Annotated in this window: 17 protein-coding genes; 4 read left to right on the top strand and 13 right to left on the bottom strand. The window is 66.8% G+C overall.

What is annotated here, in order from left to right:
* Positions 1-56: 56 nt before the first annotated feature.
* The 6 genes from ACFWUR_RS26475 to ACFWUR_RS26450 form a co-directional block, all read right to left on the bottom strand.
* Complete coding sequence (locus ACFWUR_RS26475) at positions 57-755, bottom strand: hypothetical protein (RefSeq protein ID WP_378910379.1); 699 nt, start codon at positions 753-755, stop codon at positions 57-59.
* 74 nt (positions 756-829) lie between these two features.
* Positions 830-5,860, bottom strand: coding sequence for a DNA repair ATPase (locus ACFWUR_RS26470; RefSeq protein WP_378910377.1), 5,031 nt, complete (start codon positions 5,858-5,860; stop codon positions 830-832).
* Complete coding sequence (locus tag ACFWUR_RS26465) at positions 5,857-7,728, bottom strand: flotillin family protein (protein ID WP_378910376.1); 1,872 nt, start codon at positions 7,726-7,728, stop codon at positions 5,857-5,859. Before ACFWUR_RS26465 ends, ACFWUR_RS26470 begins: the two co-directional genes overlap by 4 nt.
* Positions 7,728-8,348, bottom strand: coding sequence for a hypothetical protein (locus ACFWUR_RS26460; protein ID WP_378910374.1), 621 nt, complete (start codon positions 8,346-8,348; stop codon positions 7,728-7,730). The genes ACFWUR_RS26465 and ACFWUR_RS26460 overlap by 1 nt, the downstream gene beginning before the upstream one ends.
* A gap of 205 nt (positions 8,349-8,553) precedes the next feature.
* Positions 8,554-8,955: a MerR family transcriptional regulator gene (locus ACFWUR_RS26455; protein WP_378910373.1), complete on the bottom strand. Its 402-nt coding sequence runs from the start codon at positions 8,953-8,955 to the stop codon at positions 8,554-8,556.
* A 1-nt stretch (position 8,956) separates the two neighbouring features.
* Entirely contained in the window at positions 8,957-10,477 is a 1,521-nt protein-coding gene (locus tag ACFWUR_RS26450; protein WP_378910372.1) for a SulP family inorganic anion transporter, read from the bottom strand.
* Positions 10,478-11,253: 776 nt separating this feature from the next.
* Here ACFWUR_RS26450 and ACFWUR_RS26445 point away from each other — a divergent pair.
* Positions 11,254-11,799 carry a hypothetical protein gene (locus ACFWUR_RS26445; protein ID WP_378910371.1) on the top strand — a complete coding sequence of 182 codons (546 nt, stop codon included), beginning with the start codon at positions 11,254-11,256 and terminating at the stop codon, positions 11,797-11,799.
* A gap of 39 nt (positions 11,800-11,838) precedes the next feature.
* Here ACFWUR_RS26445 and ACFWUR_RS26440 read toward each other — a convergent pair whose 3' ends face one another.
* The 6 genes from ACFWUR_RS26440 to ACFWUR_RS26415 are packed head-to-tail and all read right to left on the bottom strand — an operon-like array spanning position 11,839 to position 18,555.
* Entirely contained in the window at positions 11,839-12,966 is a 1,128-nt protein-coding gene (locus ACFWUR_RS26440; protein ID WP_378910370.1) for an acyl-CoA dehydrogenase family protein, read from the bottom strand.
* 22 nt (positions 12,967-12,988) lie between these two features.
* Positions 12,989-14,164 (bottom strand): acyl-CoA dehydrogenase family protein, encoded by a 1,176-nt coding sequence (locus tag ACFWUR_RS26435; protein WP_378910369.1) that lies wholly within the window; start codon positions 14,162-14,164, stop codon positions 12,989-12,991.
* A 2-nt stretch (positions 14,165-14,166) separates the two neighbouring features.
* Positions 14,167-15,366, bottom strand: a complete 1,200-nt coding sequence (locus tag ACFWUR_RS26430; RefSeq protein WP_378910368.1) for an acetyl-CoA C-acyltransferase — start codon at positions 15,364-15,366, stop codon at positions 14,167-14,169.
* Positions 15,367-15,421: 55 nt separating this feature from the next.
* Positions 15,422-16,180 (bottom strand): 3-oxoacyl-ACP reductase FabG, encoded by a 759-nt coding sequence (fabG, locus tag ACFWUR_RS26425; protein WP_378910367.1) that lies wholly within the window; start codon positions 16,178-16,180, stop codon positions 15,422-15,424.
* Positions 16,181-16,210: 30 nt separating this feature from the next.
* Positions 16,211-17,254 (bottom strand): phosphotransferase family protein, encoded by a 1,044-nt coding sequence (locus ACFWUR_RS26420; protein ID WP_378910366.1) that lies wholly within the window; start codon positions 17,252-17,254, stop codon positions 16,211-16,213.
* A 50-nt stretch (positions 17,255-17,304) separates the two neighbouring features.
* The gene (locus ACFWUR_RS26415; protein ID WP_378910365.1) at positions 17,305-18,555 is read right to left on the bottom strand and encodes an acyl-CoA dehydrogenase family protein; all 1,251 of its coding nucleotides are present in this window, start codon (positions 18,553-18,555) and stop codon (positions 17,305-17,307) included.
* A gap of 197 nt (positions 18,556-18,752) precedes the next feature.
* Between ACFWUR_RS26415 and ACFWUR_RS26410 the strand changes: the two genes are divergently transcribed.
* The 3 genes from ACFWUR_RS26410 to ACFWUR_RS26400 are packed head-to-tail and all read left to right on the top strand — an operon-like array spanning position 18,753 to position 21,791.
* Positions 18,753-19,232: a MaoC family dehydratase gene (locus ACFWUR_RS26410; protein WP_378910364.1), complete on the top strand. Its 480-nt coding sequence runs from the start codon at positions 18,753-18,755 to the stop codon at positions 19,230-19,232.
* Between the two features lie 34 nt (positions 19,233-19,266).
* The gene (locus tag ACFWUR_RS26405) at positions 19,267-20,781 is read left to right on the top strand and encodes an AMP-binding protein (RefSeq protein ID WP_378910363.1); all 1,515 of its coding nucleotides are present in this window, start codon (positions 19,267-19,269) and stop codon (positions 20,779-20,781) included.
* The gene (locus tag ACFWUR_RS26400) at positions 20,778-21,791 is read left to right on the top strand and encodes an NADP-dependent oxidoreductase (protein WP_378910362.1); all 1,014 of its coding nucleotides are present in this window, start codon (positions 20,778-20,780) and stop codon (positions 21,789-21,791) included. The genes ACFWUR_RS26405 and ACFWUR_RS26400 overlap by 4 nt, the downstream gene beginning before the upstream one ends.
* Positions 21,792-21,846: 55 nt before the next feature.
* On the opposite strand, the gene ACFWUR_RS26395 is transcribed toward ACFWUR_RS26400, so the two are convergent.
* On the bottom strand, positions 21,847-22,530 hold the full coding sequence (locus tag ACFWUR_RS26395) for an HAD family hydrolase (protein ID WP_378910361.1): 684 nt from the start codon (positions 22,528-22,530) through the stop codon (positions 21,847-21,849).
* Positions 22,531-22,564 lie beyond the last annotated feature (34 nt).

Raw genomic sequence — 22,564 nt, 5'->3', positions numbered from 1 at the left:
TCTCCTATCACGGTCGAATCCATCAGGTCCATTCGTCGGCGCTGCGCGACAACGAGTTACGCCATAGCGACGTCGATATTCGCCGCGATATTCGCCGTGATCGCGGTGGCGTGGCCGGCCAGGTCCGCCGAGATCTGGGCGGGATCGCTCATGTCGCCGACGTTGATACCGCTGACGGTGACTTCCACGATGAGATTGCTGATCAAGATGTCGGTCTCGACCGTCCCGGTGACAGTTCCGGGTAGCAGCCAGGTCGGACGGGTGTTCTGGGTGACGGTGTACGCGGCGTCGCCGATCCCGGTTGTCTGTGTCGACCCGGGCGGTCGGCGCCGGTCGAATGTTCGCTTCGCCTCGCCGACGGGATCGGAGACCACCTCATCGGCGACGAACACCGTGTACGTCACCCGTAGGTCGCGGCTGGTCCGACGCACCGTCGCCGCATCGAGAGCAGGCACACGGCCGCTGTTTCCGTTGAAGATCTCCCAGCACCGCACGTGCAGTGCGGTGTCGAGGCGCTCGACGTCGTCTGTTTCCATGTCGTCGTCCGGCTCCAGCAAGTCGCCGGCGAAGTGGGCGATCTCGGCACGAGCGGGGGCGAGTGCGCGCGCACACTCGGTCGGGACTTTGTCGAATCGTGGCTGCGCGAGCGCGGTGCCCGGGAGTGTGCAGGCGACGAGCGACAGCACCACAGCACCGAATATCGCGGCGCTCCCGACTCGACCGAAGACTCGTTGCGGTGGTGTGCCGTTGGTCAACCGTTCCTCCTAAGCTGTTGTCCCGGAATGTGACACCAGGCGATCTCATGGACCCCCGGCGCCCGGGTGCGGGGTCATTGTTGTCGGAGGACTCGGTGGGCCGCGTGGTGGCCGGTGGGTTGTGCTTCGGCCACACCGCGGATCGCCGCTTCCACCGCGCCCAGGCGGTCGGCCAGGAGGCCGAGGCCGCCGACGGCACGGAGGAGGGGATCGTCTTCGCTGCCGCCGAGCGCTCGGTCGCGCACGTAGGCGGATTTGATGTCGGCCCAGCGGGCGGCTTGGGTGGGAGTCGTCCGGTTTCGGAGTTCGGCCAGTTTGAGGAGGTTGGCTTCGGCGTTGGCGGCGAGGGTTTGGGCTTCGCCGCGGTAGTGGTCGTCGATCAAAGTTTCGAGTTCGGTGTCGTTCATGACCGCGACGATGCGGCCGACGAGGCCGTTCATGTCGCGGTAGGAACCCTGGAGTTGGAAGGGGGGTTCGGTGCGGGCGCTGTCGGTGGTGGCGGCCGAGGCGATGTAGGCCTGGTTGACCGACAGGACGACGTCGCGCACGTGGAGCAGTTTGCCCAGCACCGAGGTGATGTCGGACAGTTCGGCGGGGGAGTAGGGATGGGCGAGCTGATCGGTCTGCACCGTGTCGTCGCCGGCGGCCAGGCGCAGGAGTAGTTCCAGGTCGGACCGTTCGCGCGAGGACAGCGGGGCGAGAACGGGATTGGTGGTCAGGGCGTTCTCGACATAGCTGAGCGCGAACAGGTCGTCGCGGCCGGACAGGACGTCACCGAGGTTCCAGACGTCGGCCCGGTTGGCGAGCATGTCCGGGATGCGAAAGCGTTTACCCTGTTCGGTGTAGGGATTACCGGCCATGCACACCGCGAACCTCTTGCCGCGCAGGTCATAGGTGCGGGTCTGGTCTTCCCAGACGCCTTCGATGCGGCGTTGCGCATCGCACAGCGAGATGAACTTCTGCAGGAGTTCGGGGGAGGTGTGCTGGATGTCGTCGAGGTAGAGCAACGCGTTGTTGCCGAGTTCGAGGGCGAAGTTGATCTTCTCGACCTCGCGGCGGGCGGTGGCATTCGGCGCGGCGGCCGGGTCGAGGGAGTGCACGGCGTTGCCGAGTGCGGGCCCGTCGACCTTGACGAAGATCAGGCCGAGCCGGGCCGCCACGTATTCCATCAGCGTGGTCTTGCCGTAGCCCGGCGGCGAGATCAGCAGCAGCAGACCGGACTGGACCGTCCCGCTCGCTTCGCCGGGGGTGCCGAGTTGGCGGGCGAGGTTGTCGCCGATCAACGGCAGATAGACCTCGTCGAGCAGGCGGTTGCGGACGAATCCGCTCATCACGGCCGGTTTGTAGTCGTCGAGACGCAACCGTTCCCGCTGCGCGGCGAGCAATTCGTTGCGCCGGTTCAGGTGCGCGCGAAACGCCGGGACCGTGTCGGTGCGGAAGCGGTGCCCGCGCGCGGTCAGCTCGGCCAGCCGCACCGGCAATACCTGTCCGGTGATGCTGGGATGATCGCCCAGTAGTCCGTCGACCGTGGTGGCGAGTTCGGCGTCGCAGTCGTAGCGGGTGGTCTGTTCACCGCCGAGTTCGATCGCGACGGCTTCGGCGAGATGCTCGAAATGGTCGGCCTCGCCGTCACTTTCGGCGAACGACCGCAACCAGGTGGTGGCGAGGTGATGGCGGCGCGGCAAGTCGGTCTCGAGAGTCCGCATGTCGCGCTGGAAGTCGGCGTAGGCGCTGGGCTGGGCCGCATCGAGGTGACGTCGGAACCCCGCTACGAGTCTGCGAGCCCCCACCGAGGTGGCGAACCCCTCGGTGGGCTCGGCGATCTCATGGAAAAGGTAGGTCGCCGCCAGTCGCGGGTCGACCTCGGGCAACCCGAAACGATCGACGAATCCGCCGATCGCGCCGGTGATCTCATCGACCACGCCGGCCCGTGCGCCAGGATCGGCGAAGAGCTCGGCGGCACGGGCAGTCGAGGTGATGCGCGTGGTCCAGCGTGCGCGCGTCGCGAGATCGTGGGGTTGCCAATCGGCCGCGCCGAACTGCCACCACAGCTGTGCCGCGGCCCGGTCGACCGGCCGGAAGCGCAACAACCCCGCGACGGAGCGCAATGCGAGCAGCGCGCGCAGGATCCTGGTGGCGTCGTGGTCGTGCACGCCGAGCTGGTACCCCTCGTCGTAGCGTTGCCGCGCCGCCTCTCGCACCACGGCGTCGAGTGTCCCGGATGTCGAGGCCTCGTGCAGGCTCGCGATTCCGGCCGGCGCTCCCTCCACGTCGGCCAGAATCGAGGTCGCCAGGAATTCGGCCCGATACATCTGCGCGGTCTCCGACACCAGCAGTTGCGACCACAGTGCCGCGCTGTCCGGCCCGAATTCCGCCGCGGGCAGCGGCGCTCGGTAGTCGGTGCCGTTGATCGCGAACACCGATGACTGCCCGTGCGGGACCAGCGCGAGTTCGGGTTTCGCGGTGGTGACAGCGAAGCGATGCCGCCCGAGCCGGATCGTGTCCCCGCCGTCGCTGTAGAGGTCGCGGCGATCTCGCAGTACCCGTCCGGCTTCCTGGCGGACGGTCTTGATCCGGCCGTCGAGTTCCTCGGCGGTTACCACCTCGCCCGCCGTGCGCAGCTCCGCGACGGTCGTGCGCAATCGCAGGACCATCGGATCGGCGGCGAAGTAGGCGTTCACCTCGTCGAGCGAAGACAGGGCGCCGCTGCGGCGTTCGATGCTCGACAGCATGCGCCGCGCGGAATCGAGCAACCGTCGGGCGCGCTGCGAGCGCTCGTCGAGCAGGTTCTGTTTGCGCGCGGCGAAGGCCTCGTAGATGTCGTCGCGGCTGCTCGCGATCCGCTCGGCGAAATCGTCGAACGCGCCGAACCGGGTCTCGAGACCCTCGATGCTCAGCAGCAGCTTCGCGACATGGTCGTCGCAGGATTGCGGGGTATCGGCCATGGCGAGCGCGCTGGTGACCGCCTGCCCGAGCAAGGCGTATTCGGCGGCGAACTCGGCCCGACCCTCGGCTGCCGCCAGCTCGGTACACCGTGCTCGCACGCTCGCCCCGGCGCGGTTGGCCGCGGCGAGTACCGTGGCGACGCGTTCGAGGATGCCGGTGCGCAGGGTCGCGTCGCCGATGTCGAGGCCGGTGACGACCTCGACGACGGTGTGCAGGCCGTCGGTCTGCTCGGACAACCAGGACTGTATCGGCGCGGCGTCGGCGACGGTGCCGATGGTCGACGCGCGCTCCAACGTCTCCTCGATGGCTTGCGAGTAGTCGTCGAAAGACGCGGGGTCGCTGAGGAATTCCACGCAGGCGTGACTGGCGGCGTCGAGCGCGTTGTCGACCGTCGCCGCCATGGCATCGAGATGGTCGGTGTCGGCATAGCGCAGCTCGCGCAACGTTTCGACCTTGCCCGCCGCACGGCGCAACGCGGTGAGCTCGTCGACCCAGCCCTGCGCTGTGGTGTGACCGCCGCCGGTGCGCACGAGGGTGGCGATCTGTTCGGCGGCCTCGGCGATCGAGGCGGCCGTCTGCGCGGTTCTGGCTTGGACCTTGGCGAACTCGTCGACGACCTGCTCGGACGTGGCCCGCAGCGCGGTCAGCGATTCGGCCAGACCGCCGAATTCGGCGTCGGCGAGCCAATGGTGGTGATCGGCGGTCCGCACGCACGCGGAGATGATCGCTTCGAACACATCGGTGGTGGCTGCCATGTCGGCGACCATGCGGGTGACCGACAGACAGTCCGAGAGTCCGCGCACCAGTTCGGCATTGCCGATGCGGGCGAGCGGGCCGGTGTTCGCGGGCTGCCGTGCCGCGTGGGTGTCGGCGACGAACGGTGTCTGCCACACCTGCATCGTGTGCACGCGCGTGGGTTCCGCCGAGATCGCCCGGAACACCACCATGGTGCCGTCGTCGAACAGCGAGTACCCGTGACAGGTGATCGGGGTGGCGACCTGTTTGCGAATCATGTTGTAGGACAACAGCAGTGTGCGTCCCTCGGCGCGGGCGTGGAACACGTAGAGCACGTCCTCGCCGTTGGCGGCGCGCACGGTGCGCTCGTATTCGAGATCGTCGATCGCGGTGTCGAAGGTCTTGTGGACGCCGGTTTCGAGGTAGTAGCCACCGGGAAAGACGATGCCCTGGTCCTCGGGCAACAGCCGACACGACAGCCCGATCCCGTCGAGCCGCACCACCGTGCGCGTTCTGGTGTTGAAAACCAGGTGTCGCCACGTGGTTTCGTTGTAAGGACGGATCCGCAGCAGGATCAGGGCGCCGACCTCGGCGTAGTGCACGTCGGCGTCGGCCAGGCTCTGCAACGGCTCGACGACCGGTTCGGCGTAGATGCCGGTGCCGGTCTCGGTGTTGTTCTCCACCTTCACGGTGAGGGTGCCGCCGAGGGTTTCGACGAACACCTTGCCCAGGATCGACAGATGCGGATGGCGGCCCGAGACCTGGTCGTCGCGGGTCGTCTCGGTCCAGGCGAACTCGTGGGCCGGCGGGAACACGTGGTCGCGTTCGCCCTGGCTGTCGAGGTATTCGACCGCGCCGCCGGTGTCGACGCGCCAGCGCAGCACCTTGATGTCGTCGGTGCGTTGGCCCGTCTGGAACACCGCCAGCATGCGTCCGTCGAGCTTGCGCAGCTGGAGCAACCTGGTCTGGGTGTAGTACCGGTACAGCTCGGCGAAGTCGCGCTGGAATCGTGGGTCGTCGAGCAGGCCCGTCGATTCGGCGGCGGTGAAACCGAAGTCGGTGTCCTCGCGCTGGAATCGGTGCGCCGCGAACACGTCGTCGATCTCGGTCCGGGGTTTGAGTCCGAGGAACACGTTGTAGCCGAACAGCATCCGCCCATCGCCCACCGCCACGATGTCGCGGGGGACACAGTTGTGTTCGGTCCTGATGTGTTCGGTTCCGACCAGCGCCAGCTCGATGCCGCCGAAGTCGGCGATGCGGCGGTCGTTGAGTTCCTCACAGCGCCTGGCCAATTCGCTCGCCTGCTCGTGCAGGCGAGTGCGCAGCACCTCGTAGGTGCCGCCGTCGAGGGCGGCACCCGCGGTCGGGACCGACGTGTCGGCCCCGACCGCGGTGTCCTGGTGCCGCGTGTGCGGCGCGCTCACTTGTCCAGCAGGAGGTCGAGCGCGGCGGCCTCGTCGGCGGAGCCCTTACCGGAACCGTTGCGCGCCAACAGGGAGCCGACGACGGCCGTGGCCGCGGTGCCGGTGTCGGAATGCAGCAGCCGATCCAGGCCCTTGCCCAGGCCGATCGAACCGACGAGCTTGTCCAGGAACATGGACTCCCCGCCGACGATGTCGATCTTGGCGTTGTTCAGGCCGACGGACAACACATCCGCCTGAGCCTGCGCCACGTCGCGGTGGGCCTGCACCGTCGCCAGCTCAACTTCCTTCTGCAGTTCCAGCCGCAGTCGGAATTCCTCGTGCTCGCGGGTCGCGTCGTCGAGAACGGCCATGGCAGCGGCCTTCTCGTGAAGGCCTTCGGCCTCGCCCTTGAGCTTGTCGCGCACCCCATCGGCCTCGACGGTGTTGCGCTCGCGCAGCACCGCGGCCTCGGCCCGGCCCACCTTCTCGATCGCGTCGGCGTCGCGTTCGCGCACCTGTGCCTGGGCCAGACCTTGTGCGGCGGCTTCGGCCTGGGTGGCTTCGGCGAGCCGGATCTTGGCCTTGGCCTGCAGCTCCGAGGCGGCGACTTCGGCTTCGGCGAGCGTCAAGGATTCCTTGGCCCGGAACTTCGCCGCGGCTTCGGCGGCTTCGGCGGCCTTGATGTCTTTGACCAGGTGTTCCTGCGCGTCCGCCTCGGCCCGGATGATGATCGACTGGCGCTCGCGCTCGGCGGCTTCCACCGAGCGCAGCCCCTTGATCTTCTCCTCCTGCTCGGCGACGGTCCGGTCGACCGCGACCCGCTCGCGCACCACCTCGGCGACCGTGCGCCGTTCGATCTCGAGTTCGCGCTCGTTGCCGATCTGCGCCAGCGACACCGCGCGGTCACGATCGACCACCTCGAGCTGACGATCCTTCTCGATCCGCTCGGACTCGATGGCGATCACCCGTTCACGGTTCTTCTCCGCGACGGCGATCTCGCGATCCTTGTTCTGGGACTGGATGCCGAGCGCTTCGTCGGTCCGCATCGCGGCGGCATGGGCCTTGAGTCGTTCCTCGGCCTGCACCCGCAGAATCTCGGCATCCTCACGCGCACGCAAGGTTTCGACCTCGCGTCGCTGGCGGTTCTCGGCGTCGGCCTGCTGGCGCTCCAACTCGAGAACGGCTCCGCGCGCCTCCACGTTCTGGCGGGTGATCTCCTTTTCCTCGTGCCGGCGGAACTCGTTGGTGCGCACGTGCTCGATCGCGGTGAGTTCGGTGATCTTGCGAATGCCCTGGGCGTCGAGGATGTTCTGGCTGTCGAGCTGGATCAGCGGGGTCTGCTCGAGATAGTCGATGGCGGCGTCCTCGAGGCTGTAGCCATTGAGGTCGGTACCGATCACCGCCATGATCCGGTCGCGGAACTCGTTGCGCTGGGTGTAGAGGTCGGTGAAGTCCAGGTGCTTGCCGACGGTCTTGAGCGCCTCGGAGAACTTGGCGCTGAACAATTCCTGCAGGGTGGCCTGGTCGCTGGCGCGCACGGTGCCGATGGCCTGGGCGACCTTGATGACGTCCTCGACGGTCTTGTTGACCCGGACGAAGAAGGTGATCCGGATGTCGGCGCGGATATTGTCCCGGCAGATCAATCCGTCGCGCCCCACCCGCGCGACCTCGATGGTCTTCACCGAGATGTCCATGACCTCGGCCTTGTGCAGCACCGGCAGCACGACCGCGCCGGTGAATGTCACATCGACCTTGCGCATCTTCGACACGATCAGCGCGTGCCCCTGGCTGACCTTCTTGAACAGCCGGCTCACCAGGAACAACGCGGCGAGTCCGACGAGTAGCAGCAGCGCGATCAACACGCCGAATCCGATAGCGATGGTGGACATCAGTTCCCCTCCAGTGCGGCCACCCAGAACGCGTCTGTGGCCGGGTCGTATTCGAATACGACAGCGGAATCCCCTCGAACGAGGGGAGCGGCCACGGCATGCAGAGCGCTCTGCCGGACCTGGATAATCGCCGACGATCCGTCGGCGGAGGTGAGTTCGGCCTGACCGAACTCGGTGTCGACGTGGCCGGTGCGCACCACGCACACCCGGCCGATGAAATCTTGTCGCGACAGCCGGGCGTCTTCTCGGAAGAAGCGCCGCAACGGAATCACCACCAGGCGGGTGCCTGCCACGGCCGCGACGACCGCGACGACCAGCACCACGGTGCCCGCGAGGATCGCGACGATCCCGGTGGCACCGGTCGCCCCGACCACGACCGTCCCGATGAGACTGGCGAACCACGACAGCGCGACGACGCCGGTCACCGCGACCGTCACCGGAACCCCACCCAACCCGAGCGCATCCGAACCGCTGATGGCGGAACCGGATTCGGTCCCGTCGAGCATGTCGGTTTCCGCGCCGCCGAACAGCACGAGCAGCCAGAAACCGGCCACGACGAGCAGCGCGAAAGTGAACAGCGCAGTGGGAAAGGTCAGGATCGCGGTGAAGAATTCACCCACGCGGCGGCGAAGTCGTCATCGGCACGTTCGCCGAATGAGAGTCGCCGCATTGATCGAAATGAAACCCCAGAGTGTGCACAGAAATCTCCCCACGCCGAACGAACCCCGAATTCGACGAATTCGAGATGCCGACCAGACTTCCCGGCTCACCTACTCGTAAGGATGCCGTATGAACCCCACGCGCGCAACTCGATTGAACAAGTGGCTACCTGGTGTCTCGTGCGATGAGCAAGGCCGTGAACTCCTCGGCGTAGTCCAGTTGGCGGCGTAGCTTCTCGCAGCTCTGGGTGGCGGTGGTGCGGCAATCCAGGACGATCGCACTCGCGCGCGCACGCTCGTCGGGACCGCTGTCGGCATCGTCGAGGACTTCCAGTGCGTCGAGCAGATCGCGCATCTGGTCGAGGGTGAAGCCGAGGGGCTTCATGCGGCGGACCACCAGCAGGCGCTCGACGTCGTCTTCGGTGTAGAGGCGGAACCCACCCGTGCTGCGCGCCGACGGCGTCACCAAGCCGACCTCGTCGTAGTGGCGAATCGTCTTGATCGACAGTTCTGTTCGCTCGGCGACCTGCCCGATCTGTAGATGCGCGCGAGCGGCGTCCTCGGTCATGTCAGTGCCCGCCCGCCAGGTGTCCGCTCAGTCGGTCGTGACGTTGCTCGGAGGCGGCGTTGAGACCGACGATTTCGACGTTCTTGCCCTTGGACTCGTACTTGGTGGTGATCGCGTCCAGAGTCGCGACGGTCGAGGCATCCCAGATATGCGCACCGGACATATCGATGACGACATTGCGCGGATCGTCGACATAGTCGAACTGGTAGATCAGGTCGTTGCTCGAGGCGAAGAACAGCTCGCCGCGCACCTTGTAGACCCGGGTGTCGAGATCACCGTCGTGATCGATGTCGGCGTCGCCGATCTTGACGACTTCGGTGAAGTGGGCGACGCGGTGGGCGAAGGCGACCATCGCGGTGAGCACGCCGGTGAGCACGCCGTAGGCGAGGTTGTGGGTCGCCACGGTGACGGCGACGGTGACCACCATGACGGTGGTTTCCGCGATCGGCATGCGCCGCAAGGTCTTCGGGGCGATCGAATGCCAGTCCATGGTGCCGACCGAGACCATGGTCATCACCGCGACCAGCGCCGCCATCGGGATCAGCGCGACGATGTCGCCGAGCCCGACGACCAGGATCAGCAAGAACACTCCGGCCAGGAAGGTCGAGATCCGGGTGCGGGCACCGGAGGCCTTCACGTTGATCATGGTCTGGCCGATCATCGCGCACCCACCCATGCCGCCGAAGAAGCCTGTGACGATGTTGGCCACGCCTTGGCCCCAGCCCTCTCGGGTCTTGTCCGAGTGGGTGTCGGTGATGTCGTCGACCAGTTTGGCCGTCATCAACGATTCGAGCAGGCCGACCAGGGCCATCGCCAGTGCGTAGGGCGCGATGATGCGCAGGGTCTCGAGGGTGAACGGGACGTCGGGGATCAGCCAGCTCGGCAGGCTCGACGGCAACTCGCCCTCGTCGCCCACGTTCGGCACGTTCAGCGAGAACACAATGGTGGCGGCGGTCAGCAGCACGATGGCCACCAGCGGCGCCGGGACCACGGTCGACAACTTGGGCAGCAACACCATGATCACGATGCCGATCGCGACCATCGGATACACCAGCCACGGCACCCCGATCAGGTGCGGAATCTGCGCGGTGAAGATCAAGATGGCCAGCGCGTTGACGAAGCCGACCATCACGCTGCGTGGGATGAATCGCATGAGCCGCGCGACACCGATCACACTGAGCACGATCTGGAGCACGCCGGCGAGCAGGACCGTGGCGATCAGGTAGTCCAGGCCGTAATCCCTGACCACCGGTGCGATCACCAGGGCGACAGCGCCGGTCGCGGCCGAGATCATGGCCCGTCGGCCACCGACGATAGAGATCGTCACCGCCATGGTGAACGAGGCGAACAAGCCGACCCGCGGATCGACCCCGGCGATGATGGAGAAGGAGATCGCCTCCGGAATCAACGCGAGCGCGACCACCAAGCCGGCCAGTATCTCGATCCGCAACCGCTTCGGACTCCGCAGGGCGGCCAGCACCGACCCCTCGGTGTGTCTGGTGGCGGGCGCAGTTGACCCCATCGGAATACCCCAATCATGGTGCGCGCATGACGATCTCGGGAGATCGCCGCGCCGGGAAGAGATCAGTGGTTGCGAGCGGTGGCGGCTTCGGCCATCCCCGTGACAGCAGGGGACGTCGGGTCGGCCAACACTCAGCGACGAAACTCTACCCTCCGGTGAGGGTAGAGTTGCAACCTGGGAGGGCGGGCTGTGACGTAGGACTCGCGGCGTGTTCGTCGGGGAGTTCGGCGAGAGGGTCCACAGGCCGTGATCGACGCGGCGGTCCAGCATGGGGGATTGGCCGTACCGACTGATCGGGCGAGCGGGTCATCCCGGAATTCGCCCTGTCCTCGCCGTACGCATTTCGGCCGTAAACAGAACAGTCCCCGGTAGTCTCCATCGAATCCAAGAGCTCAGTCGTCGCTGACGACTCCGGTATTCGACTGGCTTGCCGGGGGCTTAGCCGGATCCTGAAACGACGTCACTACAGTCGGCGAACGTCTTCGTCGGCAGTGCGGCTCATTCCGGTGTTCCGGTATCTCTCCAGTCTTCTCCTGATTTTCTCGATGTCAATACTTTGGTGCCACTGAATTGGGGCGACATTGTCGGCGTTATCGAGACGGTTCATCGCATTGTGTGAATCCGCCCTTCGGAGGACAGTGGATGTGTCCGGTGGCGCCCACCGGGGCGCCGCCCTTGCTGAAAGTAGGAGGTGGCCCGTGTACGCACGTTCCAGCACATTTGCGGCCCAGCGGTCGTCGATCGACCGCGGTATCGCATACCTCCACAATGCCGTGATGCCCAATATGTCGGACATATTCGGGTGGGTCGGCATGTCGCTGATGGTGGACAGGGCGTCAGGCCGATGTATCGCCACCACAGCCTGGGAATCCGAGGACGCGCTGCACGACAGCAGGATGCGCGTGCGGTCGATGCGTGATGGTCTGGCCGAGGCATTGAGCGGCACGGTCGACACGGTCGAGGAATGGGAAGTCGCGGTCATGCACCGCGATCATCTCGCCGGTGCCAGTGCCTGCACCCGGTGCACCTGGGTCCGAGTCGACCCGGCCGGAATCGACCAGGTGATCGAGACGTTCAGATCCGGCCTGCTGCCCGAACTGGAGAAGATAGAAGGATTCCGCAGCGCCAGCCTGTTCGTCGACCGGGAAACCGGACGCGGGGTGGGATCGACCGTCTGGGCGAGCCGAGAGGAACTGGACAACAGTCGCTCCCAGGTGGATCGGATGCGGGCCGAGGTCACCCGCGCCATGGGAGCCGACGTTCTCGAGGTGGCGGAATTCCGGCTCGGCTTCGCCCATCTGCGCGTTCCCGAGCTGGTCTGACCGGTGGATCCCCGGGATCGCTCCCGGGGATCCACCGGCTCAGAGTTCGACCATGGCGTGGTCGGCGATCGCGGCGCTCAGCACCCGCAGGTGGTCGTCGGCCGCGCCGAAGGTCTGGTCGATCGCGGTCAAGCGGGCGAAGTAGTGACCGACCGGATACTCGGCGGTCATCCCGATGCCGCCGTGCATCTGAACGGCTTCCTTGCCGATGTGATCGCCGGACCGGCCGATCTGCAGCTTCGCCCTCGACGCCACCGTCGAGTCGAAACGGCCGTCGGCCAGGCAGGCCGTCGCGTACAGCGCCATGCTGCGTGCCGCCTCCAGCGAGACGTACATGTCGGCGGCGCGCTGGGTGAGCGTCTGGAACTTCGACAGCGTCACCCCGAATTGCTTGCGGGTCCGCAGGTAGTCGGTGGTCAGTCGGAGCGATTCCTCCATCGCGCCCACCGCCTCGGCACACAGCGCGGCCTGTGCCGAGATGATCGCCCGTTCGATGTGTGCCGAGGCGTCGGTGGCGTCACCGAGCACTTCGGCTGCGGCATCGGTGAATTCGAGCTGGGCTGCGCGCCCGCCGTCGTGGGTCCGATACGACCGCCTCGTCAGGCCCGCGGCGGTGGCGTCGACGAGGAAGAGGCCGGTGCCGCCGTTCGGAAGCGTCGCGCTGACCACGAACCGATCGGCGCAATCGCCGTGCGGCACCGGATTCTTGGTCCCACTGATCGACCACGAATCACCTTGCTGCACAGCAGTTGTCGTGATCGCGGCGGCCGGCCAGCGCAGACCGGGTTCGTTGTGCGCGAACGCCGACAACACCGCGCCTTCGGCCACCCGCGACAACACCGTCTTACGCTGCTGCGGTGTACCCACCTCGGCGATCAGCCCGCCCGGCACCAGCACACAATCCAGGATCGGTTCCGGTGCCAGCCGTCGGCCGACTTCGGCCATGACCGCCATCGTCTCCACCGGCCCGGCTCCCATGCCGCCGTCTTCCTCGGCGAAGGACAGGCCGAGCAGGCCGATTTCGGCCAGCTTGCCCCACACGTCCGGACTCCAGCCGAGTTCGGTGTCGACCACGGCGCGGCGCTTTTTTGGGTCGTAGCTGCGGGAGAGCAGTTCACGGGTGGTGTCGCGCAGCAGTAGCTGCTCTTGGTCGAGTTCGAAATCCATGGCGATGACTCACAATCTGCGTTCAGAGGCCGAGGATCGTCGAGGAGATGATGCTGCGCTGCACCTCGCTGGATCCGCCGTAGATGGATGTCTTGCGGTAGTTGAGGTAGGTGGCGGTGCTGCGCTGTGCCCACAACGGGCTGGCGATCTGTGTCCCCGCCGCGTCGGGCAGGGAATCCGGCCCGGCGATATCGACCAGGATTTGGGTCGCCGCCTGCTGTAGTTCGGTGCCACGCAGCTTCAGCACCGACGACGCCGGACTCGGCTTGTCGTCCACCGAACCCGCCACGACCCGCAATTGCGTGAGTTCCAATGCCAGCAGGGCGTTTTCGATCTCGGCGAACCGCGCGGCGAAGAGCGGGTCCGCCAGCAGAGTGTCGTGGCCAATCTTCGTGCGCGCCGCGCGCTCCTTGGCCAACGCGAGCATCACTTTGGTCCGGCCGACCGCGGTGATGCCGGTGCGCTCGTTGCCGAGCAGGAACTTCGCGTAGGACCAGCCCTGATTCTCCGCACCGACCAACTGATCCGCGGGCACCCGGACGTTCTCGAAGAACACCTCGTTCACCTCGAAGCCGCCGTCGATCAATTCGATCGGTCGCACCGTGGTGCCGGGGGACTTCATGTCGATGAGCAGAAACGAGATGCCCGCCTGCTTCTTCGGTGCGTTCGGGTCGGTGCGGACCAGGCAGAAAATCCAATCCGCGTACTGGCCCAGCGTCGTCCAGGTCTTCTGCCCGTTCACGACGTAGCTGTCACCGTCGCGCACCGCCGTGGTGCGCAGCGAAGCCAGGTCCGACCCGGCCTCCGGCTCGGAAAAGCCCTGGCACCACCAGATGTCGAGATTCGCTGTGGGAGGAAGGAAACGCTGCTTGAGTTCCTGTGACCCGAATGTCGCGATCACCGGGCCGACCATGTTCACGTTGAACGTCAGCGGTTCCTGAACCGATGCGAGCTGCATCTCGTCGTGCCAGATATGGCGCTGAGTCGGCGTCCAATCCTGGCCACCCCACTCCACCGGCCAGTTCGGTGTCGCGAGCCCGTGGGCGTTGAGTATGCGCTGGCTCTGCACGATCTCGTCGCGGCTGAGTTCCACGCCCTGACGCAGCTTCTCGCGGAACTCGGCGGGGATCTGCGTCCGGTAGAACTCCCGCAGCTTGTCGCGGAAGGCGACTTCGTCTTCGGTCAATGCCAGTTTCATTGTCAGACAACCTCGAACAATCCGGCGGCGCCCATGCCGCCGCCGACGCACATCGTGATCACGACGTAGCGCACGCCGCGCCGTTTGCCCTCGATCAGCGCGTGACCGACCAGTCGCGCACCGGTCATGCCGTACGGATGGCCCACCGAGATGCCACCGCCGTCGACGTTGAGACGGTCGGGATCGATCCCGAGTTCGTCGCGGCAGTACACGGCCTGCGAGGCGAAGGCCTCGTTGAGCTCCCACAAGCCGATGTCGTCGACTGTGAGGTCGTGTGTCTTCAGCAGCTTCGGGATCGCGAACACCGGACCGATACCCATCTCGTCGGGCCCGCAGCCGGCCACCGCGATGCCGCGGTACACGCCCAACGGCGTCAGGCCGCGTCGCCGCGCCTCCGCGGCTTCCATCAGCACCGATGCCGAGGCACCGTCGGAGAGCTGGGAAGCGTTGCCCGCGGTCACGGTCGAGTGTGCCGTCACCTGACCGTCGGGCAGTACCGTCCTGAGTCCGGCGAGGCTCTCGAGGGTCGTCGAGGCGCGGTTTCCCTCGTCCCGGGTCAATGTCACCTCTTCGGTTCGCACCTCGCCGGTCTGCTTGTCGGTGACCGTCTTGGTGGTCGGCAGCGCCACGATCTCCTGATCGAAGCGCCCGGCCTCCTGCGCGGCCGCGGTGCGCTGCTGGGACAGCAGCGCGAACTCGTCCTGGCGGTCCCTGCTGACGCCGTAGCGTTGCGCGACGATCTCTGCGGTGTGCAGCATCGGCAGGTAGATCGCGGGCTTGTGCTCGACCAGCCACGGATCCGCGGCGCGGAAGCTGTTCTGATGATCGTTCTGCACCAACGAGATCGATTCCACGCCGCCGCCGACCGTGATGTTCATGCCGTCGGAGACGATCTGCTTGGCCGCGGTGGCGATCGCCATCAACCCCGACGAGCACTGCCGGTCGATCGTCATGCCCGACACCGTTTCCGGCAATCCGGCGCGGATCACGGCCTGCCGGGCGACGTTGCCGCCGGTGGACCCCTGCTGCAGGGCGCAACCCAGGATCACATCCTCGACTTCTCCGCCCTCGAGTCCGGCCCGCCGCACGGCATGCGAAATCGCGTGCGCCGCGAGGGCCTGGCCCTGGGTGTCGTTGAACGCACCTCGGTAAGCCTTGCCGATCGGCGTGCGTGCCGTCGAGACGATGACTGCTTCTCTCACTTCAGAACTCAGCTTTCTTCAGATCTGGTGGTATCAGGGCTGGAGCACGAAACCGTCAGTCCTTCGGCCCGCCGGCCACATAGATCACCTGTCCGGACACGAAGCCGGCGCCCTCGCTCGCGAGGAACGACGCGGTGTGCGCGATGTCGTCGGGCTGTCCGACGCGGTTGACGGGGATCTGGGCGGCGGCCATCGCCTTGAAATCGTCGAAGTCGGCCCCGACCCGCTCGGCGGTCGCCGCGGTCATCTCCGTCTCGATGAACCCCGGTGCGATGGCATTGGCCGTCACCCCGAACTTGCCGAGTTCGAAAGCCAGGGTCTTGGTGAAGCCCTGCATGCCCGCCTTGGCGGCCGCGTAGTTGACCTGTCCGCGATTGCCCAGCGCCGAGGTGCTCGACAGATTGACGATGCGCCCGAATCCGGCTTCGCGCATGAAGCCCTGCACCGCGCGTGACATCAGGAAAGCGCCGCGCAGGTGCACGGCCATGACCGCGTCCCAGTCCTCGACGGGCATCTTGAACAGGAGATTGTCGCGGGTGATGCCGGCGTTGTTGATCAGTACGGTCGGCGATCCCAGCTCCGCGGTGACCCGCTCCACGGCCGCGGACACCGAAGCCTCGTCGGAGACGTCAGCGCCGACGGCGAGGGCCTGACCGCCGGCAGCGGTGATCGCCTCGACCGTCGCCGTGCACGCCGCCTCGTCCAGATCGAGGACGGCGACGGCGAGTCCGTCGGCGGCCAGGCGCTTGGCCACGGCGGCGCCGATCCCGCGCGCGGCGCCGGTCACGATGGCTGTTCGCTGGTTGTTGGTCATTCGAGGTTCCTCCACGGTGTCGTTCGGTTCTCAGATGCCGGCTTCGTCGGCGATGTCGCCGGCCTTGTCGATGAGGGCGTTGATGGTCTCCACGGTGGGAGTGCCTGCCTCGGCCTTGTTCTGCGGTTCGTCGATGGCCCGTCGCATCACGCCCTCGGCGATGACGGCGACCTTCCACAGCCCCAGCGCGTGCCAGAACTTCAGGGCGTCCGGATCACGCCCGGTCTCGTCGAGATACACCTGGGCGAGTTCGCGGCGATCGGGGAATCCGTCGAGTGCCGACGCGGCGAACAGGCCGCCGGGGTTCTCACCTGCCTCCGGCCAATAGGCCAGCAGAGATCCCATGTCGGCCAGCGGATCTCCCAATGTCGACAACTCCCAGTCCAGCGCTGCGACGACCTCGCCGTTGCGGTGGGAGGTGATGACGTTGCGCAGGTGGAAGTCACCGTGCACGAGGGTGGTTTCGCGCTGTTGCGGGGTGGCCGCGACGAGACGTCGGGTGAGGTCGTCCAGGGCGGGCAGTTCCCGTGTCTTCGACAGTTCCCACTGCCCGCTCCACCGTTTGAGCTGTCGCCCCGCGTAGGGCTTGTGGCCGGCGAGGTCGTGCAACCCGACGTCGGTCAGGTCGATGGCGTGAATGGTGGCCAGGGTCTTCACCAGGGAAAGGCCGATTTCGCGGCGACGCTGCGGGGTCAGCGATTGCGCGATCGGCATCCGGTCGACCACCTGGCCGTCGACGAATTCCATCAGCACCACCGGCGCGTCACTCACGGCCGGGCTCTGCGTCACCCCGAGAACCTTCGGCGTCGGAACGTCGGTGCCCGCGAGCGCCGACATGATCCTGGCCTCGCGCACCACGTCGTGCGCGGAGCTCAGCAGCTTGCCGAGCGGTGGGCGCCGCAGCACCCATCGGTGGCCGTCCTGGTCGCTCACCAGGTAGGTCAGATTGGATTGGCCGAGCCCGATGCGATCGAAGCTCAACCGGCCGGTGACCGTCAGGCCGAGGGTGTCGAGCCATTCCCGCACCGCCGCGGGGTCGAAGCCTGTGGGCGCGGCTGCTTCGGCGCTAGACACCAACGGGAGCTCCTCGGCGGAAGGTGTGCCCGGTCAGTGGTCCACTCATCTCAGGCCACCGCCACTCGGTGGCCATTGGACGCGAGAGCGTCCTCGTCTCGGTACTTGCGCAGTTCGGCTTTGGCGATCGCCCGCTTGTGCACCTCGTCGGGGCCGTCGGCCAGGCGCAGGGTGCGCAGGTGCGCGTAGGCCATCGCCAGCGGGAAGTCGTCGGTCACACCGGCGCCGCCGTACACCTGGATGGCGCGGTCGACGATCTGCAGGGCGATCTTCGGGGCGGCCACCTTGATCGCGGCGATCTCGGTGCGCGCTTGTTTGTTGCCGACGGTGTCCATCAGGTACGCGGCTTTGAGGGTGAGCAATCGGATCATCTCGATGTCGATCCTGGCCTCGGCGATCCAGTCCTGAATGTTGCTGCGCTCGCTGAGCGGTTCGCCGAAGGTGGTCCGGGACCGGGCACGGCGGCACATCAACTCGAGTGCGCGCTCGGCCATCCCGATCGCTCGCATGCAGTGGTGGATGCGGCCGGGTCCGAGCCGGGCCTGGCTGATCGCGAAGCCTTCGCCCTCGCCCTTCAGCAGATCCGTGGCAGGCACGCGAACGTCGGTGAAGTCGATCTCCGCGTGACCTTCACGGTCTTGGTAGCCGAACACCGGCAGGCCCCGCAGGATGGTCACGCCGGGGGCGTCGATCGCGACGACCATCATCGATTGCTGCCGGTGGGGCGCCGCGGTGGGATCTGTCTTGCCCATCACGATCATCACCTTGCAGTTGCGGTGCAACGCGTTGGAAGCGAACCACTTTCGACCGTTGAGCACGTACTCGTCACCGTCACGCACCATCGACAGCTCGATGTTGGTGGCATCGGAGCTGGCCACGGCGGGCTCGGTCATCGCGAAGGCCGAGGCCATGGTGCCGTCGAGCAGCGGCTCGAGATATTTCTTCTTGTGCTCGGCGGTACCGAACAGCTCGAGCACCTCCATGTTGCCGGTGTCGGGGGCATTGCAGTTGCAGGCCTCGGAGGCGAGGTGGCTGCGGCCCATGATCTCGGCCAGCGGCGCGTATTCGAAGTTGGTCAGACCGGGGCCGCGTCCGGGGTGCGGGTGGAACAGATTCCACAGGCCGCGCCGCTTGGCCTCGGCCTTGAGCTCCTCGAGGATCGGCGGTTGGAAGTGCGGGTCACCGGACTCGAGCATCTGCTGGTCGTACACCGCTTCCGCGGGATAGACGTGCGTGTCCATGAAGTCGAGCAGGTCGGCTCGGTACTTCTCGGCGCGATCCGAGAAATCGAAGAGGGACACCAGTAACTCCTGACGGGTAGCGAGGGAGGGTGGGCGAGCGCTGGTTGCGGGCAACCGTCACGGCGATTCCTCTGGACAAGTGATCGGGATCTCGTTTCCATGTATAGTTGAATTTGACGCCAGATTCAACTACGGGCCCTGTTCGGGCCGAATCGGCTCCACGCACCCCTGTGACCCGCACATATCGAGGGAGACTCATGGCCGACAACACGGCACTTCCGGTAAGCCCCACCACGTTCGAACAGCTCACCGAGCTGCTCGGTAAAGAACTCGGGCCCACCGGCTGGTACGAGGTCACCCAGGAACGGGTGAACGCCTTCGCCGACGCGACCGGTGATCACCAGTGGATCCACACCGACCCGGAGCGCGCTGCGGCCACGGACCTGGGCGGCACCATCGCCCACGGCCTCTTCAGCCTCTCGCTCGGGCCTGCCCTCTCGGCCGAACTGCTCCAATTCTCCGGCTTCGCGCACAGCCTCAACTACGGCTACGACAAAGTGCGGTTTCCCGCCCCCGTGCCGGTGGGCTCCCGGATTCGACTGCGTGTCACGGTGACCGCCGCCGACCGAGTGGCGGGCGGCATCCAGGTGACGGCCAGTCACGCGATGGAGCGTGAAGGCTCGGACAAGCCCGTCGTCGTCGCCGTTTCGGTGGCGAGAGTGGTCGAGCGGTCCTGATCCCACGCCTAGTCAAAACCGAAGGATTCGCCGCATGGCCAATGTTTTCGACCCCGTCCGCCGACGCGCGGACACCGATCCCGACACCGTCGCCGTGCGCGGCGACATCACCGCGTCGGGCGAACGCGCGGTGTGGACCTACGGCCGACTGAGATCCGACTGCCTCGACTACGCCGGTGCGCTGCTGGCAGCTGGACTCCAGGCGGGGGACCGGGTGCTGCTGGTGGCGCCGTCGGTGCCCGAATTCGTTGTCGCGTACATGGGAATTCAGGCCGCGGGCTGCGTCGTCGTCCCGGTCAACACCATGTCCACGCGCCACGAGCTCGAGTACGTTCTCGCCGACGCCGGGTGTTCGCTGGTCATCGTGTGGGACGGCGTCGGCCCGGCGGCGAAAGACGCCGCGTCGGCGCTCGGCACCCCTGTGTGGCCACTGCGCCCCGGCGCTGCGCAAGGCGCTGTCGCGGCACAGGTCCGCGATCGCGATCCGGCCGACACCGCGGCGATCCTCTATACGTCGGGCACGACCGGGCGGCCGAAGGGAGCGCAGCTGACCGTGTCGAACCTGCTGTCGGCGGGGACGATCGGGGCCGCGTGCAGTCGCGGATCGAGCGCCGATCGGACCGGCACCGGCCTGCCGTTGTTCCACGTCTTCGGCCAGGCCTCGGTGATGATGGCGACGTTCAGCTGTGGGGGTTCGCTGTCGCTGCTGTCGCGCTTCGACCCCGCGGCGATGCTGGCGATGGTGCGCGCCGACCAGCTCACCATCATGGCGGGGGTCCCCACGATGTGGAATGCCATGCTGCACGTCTCCGGTGACGTCGACCCGCGCGACTTCGCCCAGCTGCGGGTCGCGGTCTCCGGCGGTGCCTCGCTACCGAGCGAGGTGGCGCGGGCGTTCGAGGCGCGGTTCGGCTGCACCATCCTCGAGGGCTACGGCCTCACCGAGACCACGGCGTTGGGCACCTTCAACGACATCGACCGCGGCGCGAAGACCGGCTACACCGGTGCTGCCGTGCCGCGCACCGAGATCCAGGTGCGTGACAGCGACGGACGGCAGTGCCTGCCCGGGAGGGTCGGCGAGGTGTACATCAAGGGCGCGACGGTGATGAAGGGCTACTGGAATCGACCCGCCGATACCGCTGCCGTACTCGCCGACGACGGGTGGTTCCGTACCGGCGACCTCGGCCAGACCGATGTGGAGGGTGATCTGCGCATCGTCGACCGGGTCAAGGACCTCATCATCCGCGGCGGCTACAACGTCTACCCCGGTGAGGTCGAAGAGGTGCTCTACGCGCACCCCGACATCATCGAAGCCGCCGTGGTCGGCGTACCGCACGATCACTACGGCGAGGAGGTTGCCGCCGTGGTCGCCGTCCGGCCCGGTGCCGAACTCGCGGCCGAACAGGTCGCGAGCTGGGCGCGAGAACGACTCTCCGCCTACAAGATCCCCCGCATCGTACGGTTCGTCGATGCGCTCCCGAAGGGGTCGACGGGCAAGATCCTGAAGCGATCCATCGACCGCGAAGCGTTGCGAAAGGTAGGGCCATGACAACGGCGAACAGGCAGGTCCGGTTGGCGCAGCGGCCGGTCGGCCGTCCCGACGACAACACCTGGAACATCACCTCCGAACCGATCCCGGAACCCGCCGACGGGCAGTTCACCGTTCGGATCGACTACGCCTCGCTCGATCCCGCCATGCGCGGCTGGCTCAACGACGTGCGGTCCTATGTCCCACCGGTGGGTATCGGTGAAGTGATGCGGGCCCATGCCGTCGGCCGGGTGTCTTCGTCGAAGAACGCGGACCATCCGGTGGGGCAGCTGGTGTCCGGGTCGTTCGGCATCACCGAGTACGCGGTATCCGACGGTCGCGATGTGGTGGTCGTGGACGAAACCCTCGCCCCTGCGCCGACCTGGCTGGGGGCGCTCGGGTTCCCCGGCATGACCGCGTATTTCGGACTCCTCGATGTCGGGCGGATGAAGGCCGGTGACACTGTTCTCGTCTCCGGCGCGGCCGGTGCCGTGGGCAGCCTGGTGGGCCAGATCGCGAAGCTCAACGGGTGTCGAGTCGTCGGCATCGCCGGCGGGCCCGACAAATGCGGGTGGCTCACCGGCGAACTCGGCTTCGATGCCGCCATCGACTACAAATCCGAATCCGTCGGTCGCGCACTGCGCAAGCTCGCGCCCGACGGCATCGACATCTACTTCGACAATGTCGGCGGCGAGATCCTGAACTCGGCACTGGCCTGCTTGCGCGAGGGCGCGCGAGTGGTGTTGTGCGGGGCCATCTCCGGCTACAACGCGACCGATCCGCAACCCGGCCCCTCGCGCTACCTGTCGTTGCTGGTCAACCGCGCGTCCATGTCGGGTTTCATCGTGACCGACTACCTCGACCGGTTCCCCGAGGGAATGGCCGCGATGTCGGAGTGGATCCGGCGCGGGCTCGTGGTGACCCGCGAGCAGGTGGCGCCGGGTGGCATCGACGCCTTCGCCAGCACGCTCGGCATGCTCTTCGACGGCGCCAACACCGGCAAGCTGGTGCTGAACATGCACGAGCAGTGACGCTCGTGACGTGACCGGCGCCCGCACGTGACGACGTTGCGGGCGCCGACGCGGGTCAAGCAGCGGTACGACGCACGCGGATGCCGAACCTTTCCGCGAGTTGACGGCGGGTATCGCCCGCGTCGGTGTGCAGTAACCCGGCGATGCCGAGGCGCGCCGCTCCGTCGAGATTCTGTCGCAGGTCGTCGATCATCACCGCCCGAGTCGGTGGTACTCCCAGCTGTTCGCACGCGAGGGAGTAGATCCGTCGAGATGGTTTGCGAATCCCGACCTCCGACGAGATGACGACCCGATCGGCCATGGCGTCGAGATCGAATCCGGCATAGCAGTCGCGCCCGAAGGCGTTGGACACCAACGCAACCGGGTAGCCGGCGGCTCGGACCTCGCTGATCAGTGCCATGGTGTCGGTGTCGGGGACGAGACCCGCCTGCATGCGAGCCACCAGCCCCTCGGCATCGACCGTCGCGCCGTGCGCGCGTAGCCGTTCGGCGAAACCGCGCTCGAAGGCGCCCTCGTCGATCAGCCCGGATTCGTGATCGGACAGCAGCCGCCGCGATGCCTCGTCACGCCCGAGCAGCCGGAGCGGCAGGTTCGGGTCACCGCCGAGGGAGGACCCGAATTCCTCGAATGCCCGCAGGACGCTCGAGGTCATCACGCCGCCGAAATCCACCAGGATCGCGGTGCGGTCCGCCTCGACCGTTGCCGAGGCCGTGCCCATGACACTTTCGCCAGACTCCATACCACTATTAGAGCGTTAGTTGAATCTGACGTCA

Source organism: Nocardia sp. NPDC058633 (genome assembly GCF_042717045.1).
Lineage (GTDB): Bacteria > Actinomycetota > Actinomycetes > Mycobacteriales > Mycobacteriaceae > Nocardia.
The sequence above is the reverse complement of the archived record's forward strand: the minus strand, read 5'-3'. Positions and strand labels throughout refer to the sequence as shown.